This window comes from Amycolatopsis sp. BJA-103, from assembly GCF_002849735.1.
Classification (GTDB): Bacteria; Actinomycetota; Actinomycetes; order Mycobacteriales; family Pseudonocardiaceae; genus Amycolatopsis.
On the sequence record NZ_CP017780.1, the window covers coordinates 5,536,979 to 5,550,360 of the forward strand.

At 68.5% G+C, this 13,382-nt stretch carries 15 protein-coding genes; 6 read left to right on the plus strand and 9 right to left on the minus strand.

Annotation, left to right across the window (positions count from 1 at the left end; all coding sequences use genetic code 11):
• Positions 1-199: 199 nt before the first annotated feature.
• The 4 genes from BKN51_RS24050 (at position 200) to shbA (ending at position 2,233) form a co-directional block, all read left to right on the plus strand.
• Positions 200-655, plus strand: a complete 456-nt coding sequence (locus tag BKN51_RS24050; protein WP_101609747.1) for a GtrA family protein — start codon at positions 200-202, stop codon at positions 653-655.
• A 10-nt stretch (positions 656-665) separates the two neighbouring features.
• On the plus strand, positions 666-1,016 hold the full coding sequence (locus tag BKN51_RS24055) for a YidH family protein (RefSeq protein ID WP_101609748.1): 351 nt from the start codon (positions 666-668) through the stop codon (positions 1,014-1,016).
• A gap of 13 nt (positions 1,017-1,029) precedes the next feature.
• On the plus strand, positions 1,030-1,326 hold the full coding sequence (locus BKN51_RS24060) for a DUF202 domain-containing protein (RefSeq protein WP_101609749.1): 297 nt from the start codon (positions 1,030-1,032) through the stop codon (positions 1,324-1,326).
• A gap of 250 nt (positions 1,327-1,576) precedes the next feature.
• Positions 1,577-2,233: an RNA polymerase sigma factor ShbA gene (gene shbA / locus BKN51_RS24065; RefSeq protein WP_168214378.1), complete on the plus strand. Its 657-nt coding sequence runs from the start codon at positions 1,577-1,579 to the stop codon at positions 2,231-2,233.
• Positions 2,234-2,362: 129 nt separating this feature from the next.
• Here the strand turns inward: shbA and BKN51_RS24070 are convergent, their stop codons facing one another.
• From BKN51_RS24070 to BKN51_RS24080, 3 genes are read right to left on the minus strand one after another with little or no spacing between them, the layout of a single operon-like run.
• Complete coding sequence (locus BKN51_RS24070) at positions 2,363-3,187, minus strand: amidohydrolase family protein (RefSeq protein ID WP_101609750.1); 825 nt, start codon at positions 3,185-3,187, stop codon at positions 2,363-2,365.
• Positions 3,184-4,155: an aldo/keto reductase gene (locus BKN51_RS24075; protein WP_101609751.1), complete on the minus strand. Its 972-nt coding sequence runs from the start codon at positions 4,153-4,155 to the stop codon at positions 3,184-3,186. The genes BKN51_RS24070 and BKN51_RS24075 overlap by 4 nt, the downstream gene beginning before the upstream one ends.
• On the minus strand, positions 4,152-4,454 hold the full coding sequence (locus tag BKN51_RS24080; RefSeq protein ID WP_101609752.1) for an L-rhamnose mutarotase: 303 nt from the start codon (positions 4,452-4,454) through the stop codon (positions 4,152-4,154). Before BKN51_RS24080 ends, BKN51_RS24075 begins: the two co-directional genes overlap by 4 nt.
• Before the next feature lie 106 nt (positions 4,455-4,560).
• On the opposite strand from BKN51_RS24080, the gene BKN51_RS24085 reads away from it, so the two are divergent.
• Positions 4,561-5,271 carry a FadR/GntR family transcriptional regulator gene (locus BKN51_RS24085; protein ID WP_101609753.1) on the plus strand — a complete coding sequence of 237 codons (711 nt, stop codon included), beginning with the start codon at positions 4,561-4,563 and terminating at the stop codon, positions 5,269-5,271.
• A gap of 107 nt (positions 5,272-5,378) precedes the next feature.
• On the opposite strand, the gene BKN51_RS24090 is transcribed toward BKN51_RS24085, so the two are convergent.
• The 6 genes from BKN51_RS24090 to BKN51_RS24115 are packed head-to-tail and all read right to left on the minus strand — an operon-like array spanning position 5,379 to position 11,901.
• On the minus strand, positions 5,379-6,395 hold the full coding sequence (locus BKN51_RS24090) for an ABC transporter permease (protein ID WP_101609754.1): 1,017 nt from the start codon (positions 6,393-6,395) through the stop codon (positions 5,379-5,381).
• Positions 6,392-7,915, minus strand: a complete 1,524-nt coding sequence (locus BKN51_RS24095; RefSeq protein WP_101609755.1) for a sugar ABC transporter ATP-binding protein — start codon at positions 7,913-7,915, stop codon at positions 6,392-6,394. The genes BKN51_RS24090 and BKN51_RS24095 overlap by 4 nt, the downstream gene beginning before the upstream one ends.
• The gene (locus BKN51_RS24100; protein WP_168214379.1) at positions 7,912-8,955 is read right to left on the minus strand and encodes a sugar ABC transporter substrate-binding protein; all 1,044 of its coding nucleotides are present in this window, start codon (positions 8,953-8,955) and stop codon (positions 7,912-7,914) included. The genes BKN51_RS24095 and BKN51_RS24100 overlap by 4 nt, the downstream gene beginning before the upstream one ends.
• A gap of 30 nt (positions 8,956-8,985) precedes the next feature.
• Complete coding sequence (locus BKN51_RS24105; RefSeq protein ID WP_101609757.1) at positions 8,986-9,744, minus strand: SDR family NAD(P)-dependent oxidoreductase; 759 nt, start codon at positions 9,742-9,744, stop codon at positions 8,986-8,988.
• Positions 9,737-11,041, minus strand: coding sequence for an enolase C-terminal domain-like protein (locus BKN51_RS24110; RefSeq protein ID WP_101609758.1), 1,305 nt, complete (start codon positions 11,039-11,041; stop codon positions 9,737-9,739). The genes BKN51_RS24105 and BKN51_RS24110 overlap by 8 nt, the downstream gene beginning before the upstream one ends.
• A complete protein-coding gene (locus BKN51_RS24115) occupies positions 11,041-11,901 on the minus strand; it encodes a fumarylacetoacetate hydrolase family protein (protein ID WP_101609759.1) in 861 nt (286 codons plus the stop codon). Before BKN51_RS24115 ends, BKN51_RS24110 begins: the two co-directional genes overlap by 1 nt.
• A gap of 208 nt (positions 11,902-12,109) precedes the next feature.
• On the opposite strand from BKN51_RS24115, the gene BKN51_RS24120 reads away from it, so the two are divergent.
• Complete coding sequence (locus BKN51_RS24120; protein WP_101609760.1) at positions 12,110-13,354, plus strand: Bcr/CflA family multidrug efflux MFS transporter; 1,245 nt, start codon at positions 12,110-12,112, stop codon at positions 13,352-13,354.
• Positions 13,355-13,382 lie beyond the last annotated feature (28 nt).

Sequence of the window (13,382 nt, forward strand, 5' to 3'; positions counted from 1 at the left end):
GTCTGAGTGAAGATCATTTTCAGCCGATGTCCGGCTCCTCATCGGACGTCGGCCGGGACGTGCTGTACTCGACCCGGCCCTTGTGGCCTACCCGATGGCGCCGACGACCAAACGGCGACGGACGCTGTCGCGGGGATCACAGCCCCCAGCGGGTTTACTGGCTTCACAAGTTTGTGAAACAAGGAGTAGCGTCGTCGGTATGACCACCACCAGGTGGGCGCCAGGGCACCGGATCATCCGGCGCGCGCCGGAACGGCACCACGAGCTCGGCCACCATGCCGCGTGGTACGTCGTCGCCGGTGTCGTCGCCACCGGCCTGCAGGCGGTGCTGTTCCTCGTCCTGCAGCCGATCCTCGGCCCCCAGGTGGCCAATCTGGTCGCGCTCGCGGTCACGACCGTCGGGAACACCGAGTTCCACCGCCGGGTCACCTTCGCCACCCGGAAGAGTCACCCGGGCAAACGGCACTTCCAGGACCTGATGACGTTCGCTTTTTACGCCGTCTATGGCTCGATCGTGCTCGCGTCACTCGACGCGGTGATCACCGAGCCGACCGCACTGGAGCAGACAGGCGCTCTGCTCGCGGCCAGCGTTGTGGGCGGCATCGCGCGCTTCGCAGTCCTTCGCTGGTGGGTTTTCGCGCGACGCAGCGCCTAGTGTTCGTCGGGTGACAGAGATCAACGGACCGCACGAAGGTGGTTCGGAACCCGATTACCGCTTCACCCTCGCCAACGAACGGACCTTCCTCGCCTGGCTCCGGACGGCGCTGGGCCTGCTGGCCGGCGGCGTCGCCGTCCATCAGCTGGTTCCCGACCCGAGCGCGCTGAGCACCGTCCTCGCGGGACTGTGCGTCGTGCTGGCAGCCGTCCTCGCGGCGTCCGCGTATCCGCGCTGGCGGCAGGTCCAGAGCGCGATGCGCGAGGGACGGCCGCTGCCGAAGAGCGGGCTGCTGGTCCTGCTGACGGCCGGAATCCTCGTGATCACCCTGACCGCCGCGGCCCTGGTGGTCTTCTCGTGAACGTGAAGAGCACGTGAGCGATCACGGAGCGCAAGCGGAACGGACCGGGCTGGCCTGGCGCCGGACAGCGCTCGCGGCTACTGCCTGCACACTCCTGCTCTTGCACACGGCCGCCCGGCAGGGCTGGGGGACGGCGGTCATCCCGGTCGTGGTCGCGGGCGTCATGGTGGCCGTCCTGGTCGCCATCGGCTCGATCCGTGAACGGGCACTGCGCGGGGCGGACACCCCGAAACCTCTTAACCCAGCCCTCGCTGTCACCGCGTCGGCACTCGTCGTAGCGACGGCGGTCGCTTTGATCGCGGTGCGCTAAGGGCCGCGCACATCCTGCGATCGCGGCCGCCTTCTTCGCGACGCAGAGTCTCGGTTGTATTAAGCCGACTCCGTCGAATGGGCTATCTCTAGTTGAAATCTTTACTGCCGTCCGATCGGCGCCTACGATTACGCTGCGTCGCATCGGCGGCAGGTGAATCTGATCTTACGGAGCATCTGCCGCCTTGAATCGTTACGGAGTGTTGACCCCTCGACAGCGACGGTCGCAGGGTCGGCCGGGGAGGACGACCATGCAAACCATCTCCAGCGCGTCCAGATCCGTCACCCCCGATGCGGTTCCCGGATACACGACTCCGGAGAACCTGCCTCGACCGGGCGGACGGCTGACGAAGGAGGATCTCGACCCCCTCGTCAAAGACGCGGGCGACGGGAATCCCGCCGCGATCCAGGCACTGCTGCGGATGATCGGCCCTGTCGTGGTCCGGTACTGCCGCGCCAGGATGGGCGGCCGCGATCTGTCCTACCTGTCGGCGGACGACGTCGCGCAGGAAGTCTGCATGGCCGTGCTGAAGGCACTGCCGGGCTACCAGGACCGCGGCGGTTCGTTCCTCTATCTCGTGCACGCGATCGCCGCCAACAAGGTCGCCGACGCCTACCGCGCGGTCTCCCGCGACCGGTCGGAGCCGGTACCGGAACTCCCGGAACGGCCCATCGGCGACAACGAGCCCGAAACGCACGCTCTGCACCTGGACCTCGGCGCCCGGCTCAGCCGTCTGCTCTCCACCCTTCCCCGGGTGCAGCAAGAGATTCTCGCCCTCCGCATCGCCGTCGGCCTTTCCGCCGCCGAAACCGCCGAGGCTCTCGGGATCTCCGCCGGCAACGTGCGCGTGACGCAGCACCGCGCGCTGGCCCGCCTGCGGACGATGGTCAAGCAGGACGAGTTCTGATCTTTTCTCCCCCTGCCGCAGGTCGTCGATCGGCGGTTCGCAGGCGCCCGGACCCCGCGCCGCCCACTTTCTTCTTCTCCCCGGACTTACCTCGTGAGTGGTAAGTCCGGTTAGAACCGTCTTTACCACTCACGAGAGGCGGTACGCCCGCCGCGCGGTGCCGTCGAAGAACTCCAACCGCTCCGCGTCGCTCAACGAACCCGTCAGCGAAAAGGCCGTGTCCACAACCACTTCGTACGCGGCCGCGAGTTCGCAGACCGGCCAGTCGGAGCCGAACATCAGTCGCGAAGCCCCGAAGGACTCCAGCACGTGCTCGGCCCAGCGCGCCAGATGTCCGACCTTCCACTGTGCCCAGTCCGCCTCGGTCACCAGCCCCGAGAGCTTGCAGTACACATTGTCCAGCTCCCCCAACGCCGCGACGCCGTCCGCCCACGGCTGCCATTCCCCCGAAGAGATCGGCGGCTTCGCGGCATGGTCGAGCACGAAGACCTGGTCCGGTAGCGCGGAAGCCGCCGCGAGGGCCGCCGGGAGCTGGGGCGGCTTCACCAGCAGGTCGTACGCCAGCCCGGCCTCACCGAGCGCGGCGAGACCACGCGAAACGTCGGGCCGCGTCAGCCAGGAAGGGTCCGGTTCGTCCTCCACCTGATGCCGGATTCCCACCAGGGGGCCGGAAAACGCGGCCACACGCTCCGCGACGTCGGGGGCGGTGAGGTCGGTCCAGCCGACGACACCCGCGATCAGCGGTTCGGCACGAGCGGTGGCGAGGAACTCGTGCGTCTCCTCCTCCGACGAGACCGTCTGCACCAGCACGGTCCCCTTCGCCCCCGCCGCCTTGGTCACCGTCCGGAGATCGTCCACTGTGTACGGACGACGGATCGGTTCCAGCGCCGTACCCGTCATCCACGGGTAGTGCCGCCGCGAGGGATCCCAAAGGTGGTGGTGCGCGTCGATCACGACTGTCCTTCCGGCCGCAGCGGGGTGTCCTCTCGCAACAGTCCCGCACGGATCAGGTCCGTCCACAACTCGCGCGGCACCGGGCGCCGGAACCGTTCCGCGTTGAGCCGGACCTGGCCGGGATCGTGCGCGCCGACGACGACGGACACCACCGCCGGATGCGCGGCGGGCAAACCGAGCGCGGCCTGAGGCAGTTCGACGCCGTGCCGCTCGCAGACCTCGGCGATCCGCTGGGCCCGCTCGGCCAGTTCGGCCGGGGCCTCGGCGTAGTCGTACATCGTGCCCGGCGACGCGGTGGCGAGGATCCCGGCGTTGAACGCGCCCCCGACCACCACGTCCACACCGCGTTCCACGCACAGCGGCAGGAGATCGTCCAGTGCGGGCTGGTCGAGCAGCGTGTACCGCCCGGCCAACAGGATCACGTCGAGGTCGAACCGGCGGACGAACTCCGCGAGCATCGGCGCCTGGTTCATCCCGGCCCCGATGGCGTCGATGACGCCCTGCTCCCGCAGTTCGAGCAGCGCGGGGAACGCGCCGTTGACGGTGTCCTCGAAGTGCTCGTCCGGATCGTGCACGTAGACGACGTCCACGCGGTCGAGCCCGAGGCGCGTCAGACTGTCCTCAAGCGACCGGAGGATCCCGTCGCGACTGAAGTCCCAGCGTCGTTTGTAGGCCGCGGGGACGACGAAACCCTGCGAGTCGGTGCGCGAAGCGCCGGCGGGATTCGGTTCCAGCACCCGGCCGACCTTGGTCGACACCACGAAGTCCGCGCGGGAGCAGGCCGAAAGCGCCTCGCCCAGCCGCCGTTCCGACAGGCCGAGACCGTAGTGCGGGGCGGTGTCGAAGTACCGGATGCCTTCGTCCCACGCCTGCCGGACGGTCGCTTCGGCCGTCTCGTCGGTGATGGCGTGGTACAGGTTGCCCAGCTGCGCGCAGCCGAGCCCCAGTGGGGACAGGGAGATCTTCACGGAAGCTCCCAAACCAGGCCGAGGCCCGAATCGTCGCCCGAGTAGTCGTCTTCGACGTCGAGCAGCTCCGACATCCTGGCCTGCCAGGGAATGTTGGCCGGATGCTCGCGCAGGGCCGCGCGCATCTTCGCGTAGTCCTCGACCTCCACCACGTGGAACAGGTCGAGACCGTCGCGCCAGATCCGCCACGAACGCACACCCGCACCGCGCAGCGCTTCGTCGAGGTCAGGCGGGATGACGGCGTGGACCGACTCGTATTCGGCCTCCTTGCCCGGCTTCAACCGGGTGTGGAGTGCCACTCTTTGTAGTGCGACACCGTGGGTCACCGCGCCTCCTCAGCTCGAAACATGGCACTCTGTCAACTAACACTCAAACATCCGAGGTCTTCGGGGAGGGCGGTGGAACATGCCGGTCACCGATGTCGCGATCGACAAGATCAAGGACATGATCATCTCCGGCGAGCTTGCTCCGGGCGACAGGCTGCCGAAAGAGGCGGAACTGGCCCAGCGGCTCGGCTTGTCCCGCAGCTCGCTGCGCGAAGCGGTGAAGGCCCTGTGCCTGATCCGCGTGCTCGACGTCCGCCAGGGCGACGGAACGTACGTCACCAGCCTCGAACCGAATCTCCTCCTCGACGCGATGACGTTCGTGGTGGACTTCCACCGCGACGACACCGTGCTGGACTTCCTCGCCGTCCGCCGGATCCTCGAGCCGGCGGCGACGGCGATGGCCGCGTTGCACATGAGCGACGAGGACATCGCGGAGCTAGGCCGCCTGCTCGACGAACTGGCCGATTCGCCGACGGTGGAGGCGCTGGTCGCGAACGACCTGCAGTTCCACCGCAAGATCGCCGACGGCTCCGGGAATCCGGTGCTGTGCTCGCTCCTGGACAGCCTGTCCGGCCCCACCGCGCGCGCCCGCATCTGGCGCGGGCTCACGCAGGAGGGCGCGGTCGCGAAGACCCGCGAGCAGCACTCCGCGATCTACGAGGCCATCGCCGCCCGCGAACCCGAACTGGCTCGTTCGTGGGCCACCGTGCACGTCGCGGGCGTGGAGCAGTGGCTCCGCAACGCCCTCGGCACCGCCGACGACCCGACAGCGGCCGCCGAAGCTTCCTGACACAGCTTCCTCCATTTGGGTCCTCGAACCGGCTTCCGGCGTGCAATGAAGGGGACTTTCATCGCAGAATCCGCAATGAAAGTCCCCTTCATTGCATCCCCTGGCGGCTAGGTCTGGGCCTTCCCGCTCGCGTAGCGGGAGATGATCAACGCGACCAGGATGATCACGCCGTAGATCGCCTTCAGCCACTCGGGCGGCACCTGCGCCACCTGCAGCAGGTTGGTGACCGTCTGCAGGAGCAGGACACCGGTGAGCGCTCCCACCAGAGTGCCCTTCCCACCGTCCAGTGAGACACCGCCGATCACCGCAGCGGCGAACACCTGAAGGATCAATCCGTCCCCCTGATCGGCACCGAGCGCGCCGACGTACCCCGTATAGGCGAGCCCGCCGAGCGCGGCCAGCACCCCGGCCACGACGAACACGCCCCACGAGATCCGGTCGACGCGGATACCCGCGGCCCGCGCGGCTTCGCGGTTCCCGCCGATGGCGTAGAGCGACCGGCCGATCCGGTGATACCGCAGCCCAAGCCCGAACGCGGTGAACAGCGCCGCGGCCAGCCACACCGACATCGGCAGCCCGATGAACGTCGTCGTCGCCAGCGCGGTGAACACGTCCAGCTGGTCGAACAGCGTCTTTCCCTGTGTGGAGCCGATCTGCGTGCCGCGCAGCACCGTCAGCATCGCCAGCGTGACGATGAAGGCGTTCAGCTTCAGCTTGACGATCAGGAAGCCGTTCACGAAACCGATCGCGGCACCGGCCACCAGCACGGCGAGGATGCCCGCGAAACCGGGGATCTCGGTGCCGAAGCCCGAGGACGCCACCGGGATCACCAGCATCGCGCCCAGCGCGGGCGCCATCCCCATGGTGGATTCCAGTGACAGGTCGAACTTCCCGGTGAGCAGGACGAGCGATTCGCCCAGCACCACCATCGACAACGCCGCCGAAGCGGACAGGATGCCGACGATGCTGCCGAAGGTCAAGAACGTGTCACTGATCAGTCCTCCGATGATCAGCACCACGACGAGCGCCGGAACCAGGGCCAGCTCACGCAGCCAGCGGAACTTCCGGCGTTTCGGCGGAGCCGCGAACGAAGAGGTCTTCGGATCGGTCATCAGTTCGGTCACCCGCGCTCGACTCCTTCGATGTCGGCCACCAGATCGCCGTCGGACCACCCGGCCCGGTGTTCGGCGACCACGGCACCGGCGCGCAGCACCAGCACCCGGTCGCTCAGGCGGAGATCGTCCAGCTCGTCGCTGACGATCAGCACCGCCTTGCCCTCGGCACGCACCCGGTCGACGACCGCGAGCAGGGCCTCCTTCGATTTCACGTCCACCCCCGCGGTCGGGTTGATCAGCACGACCAGGCGAGGCTCACCGGCCAGCGCGCGGGCGAGGACGACCTTCTGCTGGTTGCCACCGGAAAGGTCGGACACCGGCTGGTCGGCGTCGGCCGCGACGATGTCGTAGTCCTTCAGCGCTCTCGACGCCCGCTCGTACCGGGCGCCCGGCGCGGCGATTCCCGCCTTGCCCATCCGATCCAAAATGGACAGTGTGGCGTTGTCCATGATGGAGTGTTCGAGCACCAGGCCTTCGTGGTGCCGATCCCTCGGCACACAGCCGATTCCGGCGCGGATCGCGGCCGGGATGTCGCCCGGCTTCAACGGCTTTCCCGCGACCCTGATCGTGCCGGACGTCGCCGAACGGAGTCCGTACACGGTCTCGGCGACCTGATGCTTGCCGCTGGCGTTGCTGCCCGCGAGCCCGATCACCTCGCCGCGGTGGATCCGGAAGTTCACGTCTTCGAAGCCGTCACCGGAGAGCCCGTCGACGGTCAGCACCTCACCGGCGTCCGAAGCCAGGGCCTCGCGCGTCGAAGCGTCGCGGACGGCGAGACCGCCCTGTTCGCCGGTCATCGCGTCGATCAGCTCGGCGCGGCCGACTTCCGAGACCGGCGCGGTGAGGACGTGCTTGGCGTCGCGCAGCACGGTGACCGCCTGGCACACCTCGTACACCTCGTGGAGGTGATGCGAGATGAACAGGAACGTCACCCCGTTCGCCTGCATCTGGCGCATCCGCCCGAAAAGCCGTTCGATCGCCTGGCTGTCCAGTTGCGCCGTCGGCTCGTCGAGCACGATGAACCGGGCGCCATAGGAAAGCGCCCTGGCGATCTCGACGAACTGCCGGTCCTCGACCGAAAGCTCGCCCGCCGGGGTGTCGACGTCGACACGCACGTCCCAGGAGTCGAGCAGTTCCCTGGCCTGGCGCCGCAATCGCTGCCAGCCGATCGCGAACCCTTTCCCCGACTGGCGATTGAGGAACAGGTTCTCCGCGACGGTCAGCTGCGGGACGACCATCGCGTGCTGGTAGACGCAGGCGACAGCACGCTTCCAGTCGTCCTGTTTGGACAAGGGCGGCGCGGGGACCCCACCGAACTCGACCTTGCCGGTGTCCGTTTTGGACAGTCCGGTGAGGATGGAGACGAGCGTCGACTTTCCCGCACCGTTGCGGCCGACGAGCGCGTGCGACTCGCCCGGATGCACGGTGATGCTGACGTCGGACAGCGCCACGGTCGGGCCGTAGCGTTTGCCGACGCCCTGTGCGCTGACCACCGGCACGGCGGCGGACCCGGCGGGCAGCGCGCTCACAGGTTGTTCCCCCAGAGGGCCTTGTCGTCCACGTTGGCCTTGGTGATCACGGGCGCGGGCAGCTGGTCTTCGAGGATTCCGGGCCGGATCTCGACGACGGTGCTGCCGTGGTCGGTCGGCCCGGCCTCGAAGGTCTCCCCCGCCATCGCCTTCTTCACCCAGTACATGCCGTACCTGGCGTAGTCGTCGGCGGGCTGGGAGACGGTCGCGTCGAGTTCGCCCGCGCGGATCGCGGCCAGTTCCTGCGGAATGCCGTCGTTGCTGACCAGCACGACATGCTTCGGGTCACCGATCGGGAAGTAGAGGTTCTTGCGCTTGAGCGCCTGCTGCGTCGGCGCCAGGTAGACCCCGCCCGCCTGCATGTACACGGCCTTGATGTCCGGGTTCGCGGTCAGCAGACTGTCCAAACCGGACGAAGCCTTGTCCGCCTTCCACTCGGCGGCGACCTCCAGCACCTGGACGTCCGGGAACTTCGCCTTCATGCACTGCCGGAACGCTTCGGACCGGTCGCGGCCGTTGACCGAGGCGAGGTCGCCCATGACCTGCACGACCTTGCCCGAGGTGACCTTCGCGCCGATCGCCTCGCAAGCCTTGGTGCCGTACGCCTTGTTGTCCGCGCGCACCACCATCGCGACCTTGCCGCTCTCCGGCGCGACGTCGACCGCCACCACCGGGACGCCCTTGTTCTCCGCGGCCTTGAGACCCGCCACGACGGCGGCCGAGTCGAGCGGCGTCACGACCAGGCCCTTGACGCCCTGGTTGAGCAGGGTGTTGATGTCGGTGATCTGCTTCGCCGAGTCGCTGTCCGCGTTGACCGTCGGCAGAACGTCGACGCCCTGTTCCTTCGCCTTCAGCGGTACGTAGTTGTTGTAGGCCTGCCAGAACGGCGAGGTCAGCAACGGGATCGTCGCGCCGACCTTGCCACCCTGCGCCCCACCGCCACCCGGTGACGGCGCGTTGTCCTTCGTGGACCCACAGGCCGACAGGGCCAGCCCGAGCGCGGTGGCCGCGGCGGCCACCTTGATCACCCTCGTACGCACCGCATCCTCCTTGATGACAGCGGGGAAAACCTACTGCTGGACCGGGCCGCGCGGACGCAGCCCGTACATACCGCCGTCGACGGCGAGTGCCGTGCCGGTGGTCGAAGCCGACAGCGGACTGGCGAGGTACACGATCGCGTTCGCGACCTCGTCCGCGGTCACCAGCCTGCCCATCGGCTGGCGGGCGGCCAGCGCGGCCCGTTCGGCCTCCGGGTCGCCGGCGGAGTCGAGCAGCCTGCCGACCCACGGGGTGTCCGCGGTGCCGGGACAGACGCAGTTGACCCGGATCCGGTCGGCCAGGTGATCGGTCGCCATCGCCAGGGTCAGCGAGAGCACCGCGCCCTTGCTGGCCGAATACAGCGCGCGGTTGGGCAGGCCCGCCCACGCGGCGATCGAACAGGTGTTGACGATCGCGGCCGACGGCGAATTCTTCAGATGCGGCAACGCCGCCCGGGCCAGCCGCACCATGCCGACGACGTTGACGTCGAGCACGCGGTGCCATTCGTCGTCGTCGTTGGCGGTGACGTCGCCCTGTGCGCCGATCCCGGCGTTGTTGACCAGGACGTCGAGCCTGCCGAAGCGTTCGGCGACCGCGTCGATCGCCGAACGGACCTCGGCGTCGGACCCGACGTCGCAACGGAATCCGGTGAGACCTTCGGGCAGGTCGTCCGGTTTCAGGTCGAGCACCGCGACCGTCGCCCCGCGGGAGGCGAGCTGGCCCGCGACGGCCAGGCCGATTCCCGACGCGCCACCGGTCACGGCGGCGACGAGGCCTTCGAACTCACTCACTGGCGATCTCCGTCCATTCCGGACCCTCGGGGAAGGTGAACCGGCGCAAGGTCGCGTCGTGCATCCGGGCGGAGAAGCCCGGCGCGGACGGCGCGAGGTACCGGCCATCGGTCACGACGGCCGGATCGGTGAAATGTTCGTGGAGGTGGTCGACCCACTCGATGGACCGGTCGGCGTCGGAACCGGACACCGCCACGAAGTCGAACATCGACAGGTGCCGCACGAGTTCGCACAGCCCCACCCCGCCGGCGTGCGGGCACACCGGGACGTCGAATTTGGCCGCCAGCAACAGGATCGCCAGGTTCTCGTTGAACCCGCCGACCCTGGCGGCGTCCAGCTGCAACACCGAGATCGCACCCGCCTGCAGCAACTGCTTGAACACCACGCGGTTCTGGACGTGCTCGCCGGTGGCCACGCGGATCGGGGCGAGCGCCTTGGCGATCGCGGCGTGCCCGAGCACGTCGTCGGGCGACGTGGGCTCCTCGATCCAGTACGGGTCGTACGGCGCCAGCTCGGTCATCCAGGTGATCGCGGCCGAGACGTCCCAGCGCTGGTTCGCGTCCACGGCGACATGGATGTCCGGGCCGACGGTCTCGCGGGCGAGCTTCATCCGGCGGACGTCGTCCTCGAGGTTTCCGCCCACCTTCAGCTTGATCATCTCGAAGCCGTCGGCGACCGCTTGTTCGGCGAGCCGGACGAGTTTCGCGTCCGAGTAGCCGAGCCAGCCGGGAGACGTGCTGTAGGCGCGGTATCCGTCGCGCTCGATCCGGGCGATCCGTTCCGCGCGGCCGGGTTCGGCGGCGCGGAGGATGTCGAGCGCCTCCTGTTCGGTCAGCGCGTCGGACAGGTAGCGGAAGTCGACGAGGGAGACCAGGTCTTCGGGCGACATCTCGGCGGCGAACCGCCAGACCGGGAGCCCGGCGACGCGCGCGGCGAGATCCCAGGCGGCGTTGACCACCGCGCCGATCGCCATGTGCGCGACACCCTTTTCCGGGCCGAGCCAGCGCAGCTGCGAGTCGCCGACCAGCGCCCGCGAGAGGTCGCCGAGCGCGGCCGCGCCGGTGGGGACGTCCCGGCCGACGACATGCGGTTCGAGCGCGCGGATCGCCGCGGCCTGGACGTCGTTGCCCCGGCCGATGGTGAAGGCGAGCCCGTAGCCGTCCGGGCCGCCGTCGGTGTGCAGCACGACATACGCGGCCGAGTAGTCCGGGTCCGGGTTCATGGCGTCCGAACCGTCCAGCTCCCGCGAGGTGGGGAAGCGGACGTCGAGCACCTCCATGCCCACGATCTTGGCCATCACGCCTGCCTCGCGGTCTGGCGCTGGCGGCCGAGGCCGTCGATCTCGAGCTCGATGACGTCACCTTCCCGCAGGTACGGCTTGGGATCGGGCTGACCGAGCGCCACGCCCTGCGGGGTTCCGGTGTTGATGAGGTCGCCCGGACGCAGCACCATGAACTGGCTCAAATAATGCACGATCTCGGCGACCGTGAAAATCATGTCCCTGGTGGAGGAGTCTTGTTTCTTCTCGCCGTTGACCCACAGCCGCAGGCCGAGGTCCTGGGGGTCGGGCACCTCGTCGGCGGTGACCAGCCACGGGCCGAGCGGGTTGAAGTTCTCACACGACTTGCCCTTGTCCCACTGGCCGCCGCGTTCGAGCTGGAACTCGCGCTCGGACACGTCGTTCGAGACGGCGTACCCGGCGACGTACTCCAGGGCTTCGTCGACGCTGTCGAGATAGCGAGCGGTCTTGCCGATGACGACGGCGAGCTCGACCTCCCAGTCGGTCTTCGTCGAGTTCCGCGGCACGAGCACGTCGTCCTCCGGGCCGACGACGACGTCGGAGGCCTTCATGAAGACGACCGGCTCGGTCGGCACGGCGGCACCGGACTCCTCGGCGTGCTGCCGGTAGTTGAGCCCGATGCAGACGACCTTGCCGGGCCGGGCGATCGGCGCGCCGACCCTGGCCCCCGCGGCTTCGGCACCGGCTTCGGGCAGCTCACCGGCGGCCAGCGCGGCCGCGACCCTGGCGACACCGTCGCTCGCGAAGAAGCTGCCATCGATGTCGGAGGTCAGCCCCGAGAGCTCGCGCACCGTGCCATCCCCGGCACGTACGAACGGACGCTCACTTCCCGGCTCCCCGAGACGCAACAGCTGCACGGATTTTCCTTCCGACCGAACCATCAGCAACGAACAGACATCCGATGTATACCCGACGAGGTCCGGAAAGATCTAGAGCCATCCGGATTTGTTCGACAATTGATCGGATCAGTTGTCGAAAGTTGGCGTGCGCTGGCTCACAGCGGGAATAGTTACCTACTCTAAGCAAGTTGTTCCTCGCGGAACCGTCACTGGGGAAGGGAAGAGCATGACCATCGCGCCCGAGCGAGTGGAAGAAACCATCGCGCGACCGAGCACGACCGGACGCGTGAGGTTCGTCCTGATCCTCGGCGGCCTGTCCGCCTTCGGGCCCCTGTCCATCGACATGTACCTGCCCGCGCTCCCGCAGATGGCGGGTGAGCTGCGCGCGGCGGACGCGACCGTCCAGCTGACGCTGAGCGCGTTCATCATCGGGCTCGCCATCGGCCAGCTGATCCTCGGACCGCTGTCCGACGCGATCGGCCGCCGCAAACCGCTCGTGGCCGGGCTCGTTCTCTACATGGTCGGCTCGCTCCTGTGCGCCTTCGCCCCGAGCGCCGAGCTGCTCATCGCCGCCCGCGGTGTCCAGGCCTTCGGTGCCGCGGCGGGCATCGTGATCGCCAGGGCGACCGTGCGCGACTTCTACTCCGGCACCGCGATGACGAAGTTCTTCTCGCTGCTCATGCTGGTCAACGGGCTCGCCCCGATCCTGGCGCCGATCATCGGCGGCCAGATCCTGAACTGGACCTCGTGGCGCGGCGTGTTCGTCTGCCTGACCGTGTTCGGCGCGATCCTGCTCGCCGTCGTCTTCTTCCTGCTGCCGGAGCCCCTGCCCGAGGAACGCCGCACGCCGGCGCGCTTCGGCTCGGTGATGCGGAAGTACGCGAGCCTGTTCCGCGACCGCGGCTTCCTGGGTTACGCCCTGGCTTCCGGGCTCATGTTCGGCAGCCTGTTCGCCTACATCTCCGGATCGTCCTTCGCGCTGCAGGGCGTCTACGGGCTCAGCCCGCAGGCGTACAGCCTGGTCTTCGGGCTCAACGGCATCGGCATCGTGGCCGTCGGCCAGCTGAACGGGCGCATCGTCGGACGCTTCCCCGAACGGACGCTGCTGACCGTCGGCCTCGTCATCGCGGCGGTGGCCGGGTTCGGCGTGCTGGCCGCGGCGGTGCTGGACCTGGGCCTGATCGGGCTGCTGATCCCGCTGTTCGTCCTGGTGTCGAGCATCGGCATGGTGGCGCCGAACGCGAGTTCGCTGGCGCTCGCCGACCAGGCGCGGTCCGCCGGTTCGGCGTCGGCGCTGCTGGGTGTGCTGCAGTTCGTCGTCGGCGGGCTGGCGACGCCGCTGGTCGGGCTGGGCGGCGCCGGTACCGCCGTGCCGATGGGGATCACCATGGCGGCCTTCGGTGTCCTCGCCCTGCTGGCCTTCGGGACCATGACGCGTCCTTCGCGGGCGTTGGTCGTTCAGGCTGCTTAGCCCCTCGCGAGAGTGCAATGAAGGGGAC